The sequence below is a fragment of the Nocardia farcinica genome (assembly GCF_029867845.1).
Taxonomy (GTDB): Bacteria; Actinomycetota; Actinomycetes; order Mycobacteriales; family Mycobacteriaceae; genus Nocardia; species Nocardia farcinica_A.
On record NZ_JARWRU010001208.1, the window covers coordinates 1 to 4,621 of the forward strand.

The window sequence follows — 4,621 nt, forward strand, 5'->3', positions numbered from 1 at the left end:
GGCGGGGCGGGGGGGGGGGGATACCCCCCCCTCGGGGGGGCCGCGGGGCGGCGCTGACGCGGGGCGGCGGCGACCAGGTTGCGCAGCGACGGCTCCAGCTGCCAGTAGTGGCGGGTCTTGAGGCCGCCGTCGGGGTTGGCCCACAGCCGTTCCGGGGTCACGGCCTCGGCGGCGGCGGTGAGCAGCTCGTCGAGTTCGTCGATGTCGGGGATGCGGGCCGAGCGGCTCTCGTAGACGCCGGGGCCGACGCCGTGGCTGAGGCCGTGACCACTGGCCACGTCGTCCTTGAGCGCCTTGAGCACCCACTCGATGGAGCGGGTGGCCACGATGGCGGTGACGTCGGCGTCTAGTTCCTCGATGGCATCGACGATCTCGGTGCGCCCGGAGTAGCCGATGTGGGTGTGGATCTGGGTGTCGGCCCGCACGCCGGAGGTGGCGAGACGGAAGGCGCCGACCGCCCAGCGCAGGTACTCGGCGCGGCCGCGGTTGTGCAGCGGCAGCAGCTCGCGGATGGCGGGCTCGTCGACCTGGATGATGGCGATGCCCGCCTTCTCCAGGTCGGCGACCTCGTCGCGGACGGCCAGCGCCACCTGGTCGGCGGTCTCGTACAGCGGCTGGTCCTGGCGCACGAACGAGCGCGCGATCATGGTGACCGGGCCGGTGACGATGCCCTTGACCGGCTTGTCGGTCAGCGACTGGGCGTAGCGGGTCCACTCCACCGACATCGGGCCCGGCCGGGAGACGTCGCCGTAGAGGATCGGCGGGCGCACGCAGCGCGAACCGTAGACCTGCACCCAGCCGAAGCGGGTGGTGGCGAAGCCGTCGAGCTGCTCGGCGAAGAACTGGATCATGTCGTTGCGCTCGTGCTCGCCGTGCACCAGCACATCGAGGCCGATGTCCTCCTGCAGGCGGATGGTGGCCTCGATCTCGGCCTCGACCTGCTTGCGGTACTCCTCGTAGGAGAGCCTGCCCTCGGCCAGTTCGTGCCTGGCCTGGCGCAGCGCGCTCGACTGCGGGAACGAGCCGAGCGTGGTGGCCGGGACGACGGGCAGGTTCAGCCTGGCCTGCTGGGCCTTGCGGCGCTCGGCGTAGGGCTCGCGGGCGCGCATCTCCGGGGTGATGGCGTAGACGCGCTGGCGCACGGCGTGCTTCTGCTTGAAGTGCACCTCGCGCGGGCGCTTGCGCCACTTGTCCGACGGGCCCTCGGTCAACGCCTTGGCCAGCGAGACGACCTCGCCGACCTTCTGCTTGGCGAAGGCGAGGCGGTCGGCCACATTGCCGGGGATGTCGTACTCGACGAGCAGGTCGTAGGGCACGTGCAGCAGCGTGGAGCCGGTGGAAACGACCAGGTCGGGGCAGACCGCGGCGAGCGCGTTGAGGTATTCCAGCGTCACGTAGCGGTCGGCGCGCCAGACGTTGCGACCGCTGATGACGCCCGCGTAGAGCCGCTTGCGGCGGATGCCCGGCACCTTCGCCAGCTCGTCCGGGTCGATGCGGTAGCTGGCCAGGTCCAGGCCGACGGCCTCGACGGCGGTCTGCGCCAGGATGTCCAGCGCGGGCCGGAAGTCGCCGTACTGGCCGGTGACCAGCATGCGCGGGCGCAGCGGCGCCTTGGACAGCCGCTGGTAGGCGCGCTCGAAGGCGGCCAGCTCGGCCTCGGTGCGCTCGCTGGTGAACGACGGCTCGTCCAGCTGCACGCAGGTGGCGCCGCGCTTGGCCAGGATCTCGAACAGCGCCTCGTACTGCGGCAGCAGCCGGTCGAGCAGGGTGAGGGTGTCGAACTCGGCCTCGCCGGGTTCGGTGCCCGCCTTCGACAGCAGCAGCAGCGAGACCGGGCCGAGGACGACGGGGCGCAGCTCGATGCCCGCCGCCATGGCGCGGTCGAACTCGTCGAGCAAGGCCTCGGGGTGCAGGGAGAACTCGGTGTCGGGCTCGAGTTCGGGCTGGCGGTAGTGGTAGTTGGTGTCGATGAAGCGCACCAGCTCCAGCGGGGGTAGGTCGGGGCGGCCGCGGGCCATCAGGAAGTAGAAGTCCAGCGGGTGCATCTCGGCCTGCAGATCCTGGAAACGACGCGGGACGGCGCCGAAGAGCAGCGCGTTGTCGAGGATGTGGTCGTAGAAGGAGAAGGTGTTGCCCGGGACCTGGGTCAGGCCGGTGGCCGCCAGCTCACGGAACTGCGACTCCTGGATCTCGCGGCCGACCTCGAGCAGCTCCTCGCGGCCGAGCGAGCCGCGCCAGTAGGACTCGAGCGCGCGCTTGAGCTCCCGGTGCGGTCCGATCCTGGGGTAGCCCAGAATGCTCGATCCGTAACCCTCGGTGACGTTGACCATGCGCGGGATCTCCCTTTCGATCGGCTGCGCGTCCGCCGACCGGCGACGCTCAGCGCTGCGCTCTCGTCCTTGCTGCTTAGGTCGGGCGGCGCGGTATCCCCCGCTAAGCGCCGGGGCAGGGTCGGGCGGGTCCCCGGTGGTCCGGGCGGTCCCGGAGCACGGACACCCCGTCACCGCGCGCGGCGGTAACGGGGTGCGTCACGAACCCGCGGCAGCCCTGGGTTGTTACTTGTTGTTGTACTGGTAGAAGCCCGCGCCGGTCTTCTTGCCGAGCAGGCCGGCCTCGACCATACGGCTGAGCAGCGGCGGGGCCGAGTACAGGGGCTCCTTGAACTCGGCGTACATGGAGTCGGCGATGGATTTGACGGTGTCGAGGCCGACCAGGTCGGTCAGCGCCAGCGGGCCCATCGGGTGGGCGCAGCCGAGCACCATGGCCTTGTCCACGTCCTCCTTGGTGGCGAACCCGGATTCCACCATGCGGATGGCCGAGAGCAGGTAGGGCACCAGCAGCGCGTTGACGACGAAGCCGGAGCGGTCCGAGGAGCGAACGACCTGCTTGCCCAGCACGTCGGAGGCGAAGGCCTCGGCGCGAGCGGAGACGGCCTCGCTGGTCTTGAGCGTGGTGACCAGCTCGACCAGCGGCAGCACCGGCACCGGGTTGAAGAAGTGCATGCCGACCACGCGCTCGGGCTTGGCGGTGGCGACGGCGATCTTCATGATCGGGATGGAGGAGGTGTTGGAGGCCAGCACGGCGTTCGGGTCGGTGACGACCTTGTCGAGCTCGGCGAAGATCGCGGTCTTGACCTCCTCGTTCTCCACGACGGCCTCGACAACCAGCTGCCGGTCGGCGAAGTCGCCCAGATCGGAGGTGAAGCGCAGCCGCCAGGCGGCCTGCTCGCGCTCGCGCTCGGTGATCTTGCCGCTGCTGACGCCGCGATCGAGCGAACGCAGGATGCGGGCGCGGCCCGCGGCGGCCAGTTCCCTGGTCTGTTCGTAGACGAGCACGTCCACGTGCGCACGAGCGCACACTTCCGCGATTCCGGCGCCCATCTGTCCGGCGCCGATGACTCCGACGCGCTGAATCTTCTCGCTGCTCACGTCCCGCTCCTGCTGGTCTGGTCTGGCTGGTGGTCTGGCTGGGCCGATACGGCGGTCGCGCCGGCGGCGAACCGCCGAGTGCGCCGGTCCCCCAAGGTATAGGGATGCCCTCCCTCGCCGGGGCTGTTCGACGAGGGAGGGCAGTACACCCCTACTGGCGTAGAGGACGACTGGCTCGCGAGCGGGACAGGGGCGGTCCCGCTACCGAACCGGAGTTGTCACCGGCCGTGTCGGCTCAGTGGAACTGACCCTCTTCGGTGGAGCCCTTCAGCGCGGCCGTCGAGGTGTTGGGGTCGACGGTGGTGGCGATGGCGTCGAAGTAGCCGGCGCCGACCTCACGCTGGTGCTTGATGGCGGTGAAGCCACGCTCCTTGGCGGCCTTGAACTCGCGCTCCTGCAGGTCGACGAAGGCGGTCATGCCCTCGCGGGCGTAGCCGTGGGCCAGGTCGAACATGCCGTAGTTGAGCGAGTGGAAGCCGGCCAGGGTGATGAACTGGAACTTGAAGCCCATCGCGCCCAGCTCCTTCTGGAACTTGGCGATGGTGGAGTCGTCCAGGTGCGCCTTCCAGTTGAAGGACGGCGAGCAGTTGTAGGCCAGCAGCTGGTCCGGGAACTCGGCCTTGACCGCCTCGGCGAACTTCTTGGCGACCTCGAGGTCCGGGACGCCGGTCTCCATCCAGATCAGGTCGGAGTAGGGGGCGTAGGCCTTGGCGCGGGCGATGCAGGGCTCGATGCCGTTCTTCACACCGAAGAAGCCCTCGGAGGTGCGGGTGCCGTCCAGGAACTCACGGTCGCGCTCGTCGACGTCGGAGGTCAGCAGGGTGGCGGCCTCGGCGTCGGTGCGGGCGATGACCACGGTCGGCACGCCGGCGACGTCGGCGGCCAGGCGGGCCGAGGTCAGGGTGCGGATGTGCTGCTGGGTGGGGATGAGCACCTTGCCGCCCAGGTGGCCGCACTTCTTCTCGGAGGCCAGCTGGTCCTCCCAGTGCGAGCCGGCGACGCCCGCGGCGATCATGGCCTTCTGCAGCTCGTAGACGTTGAGCGCGCCACCGAAGCCGGCCTCACCGTCGGCCACGATCGGGGCCAGCCAGTTCTCGACGGAGGTGTCGCCCTCGATCTTGGCGATCTCGTCGGCGCGCAGCAGCGCGTTGTTGATGCGACGCACGACCTGCGGGACCGAGTTGGCCGGGTAC

The 4,621-nt window shown here is 70.0% G+C and carries 3 protein-coding genes; all 3 read right to left on the reverse strand.

All coding sequences use genetic code 11. From position 1 onward, the window contains the following. Positions 1–2,330 (reverse strand): 5-methyltetrahydropteroyltriglutamate--homocysteine S-methyltransferase (gene metE, locus QH283_RS26770; protein ID WP_280505708.1); only part of this gene is annotated, 2,330 nt, incomplete at its 3' end. 225 nt (positions 2,331–2,555) lie between these two features. Further along, the gene (locus QH283_RS26775; protein WP_280505709.1) at positions 2,556–3,428 is read right to left on the reverse strand and encodes a 3-hydroxybutyryl-CoA dehydrogenase; all 873 of its coding nucleotides are present in this window, start codon (positions 3,426–3,428) and stop codon (positions 2,556–2,558) included. Between the two features lie 235 nt (positions 3,429–3,663). After that, positions 3,664–4,621 (reverse strand): isocitrate lyase (gene aceA / locus QH283_RS26780; RefSeq protein ID WP_280505710.1); only part of this gene is annotated, 958 nt, incomplete at its 5' end.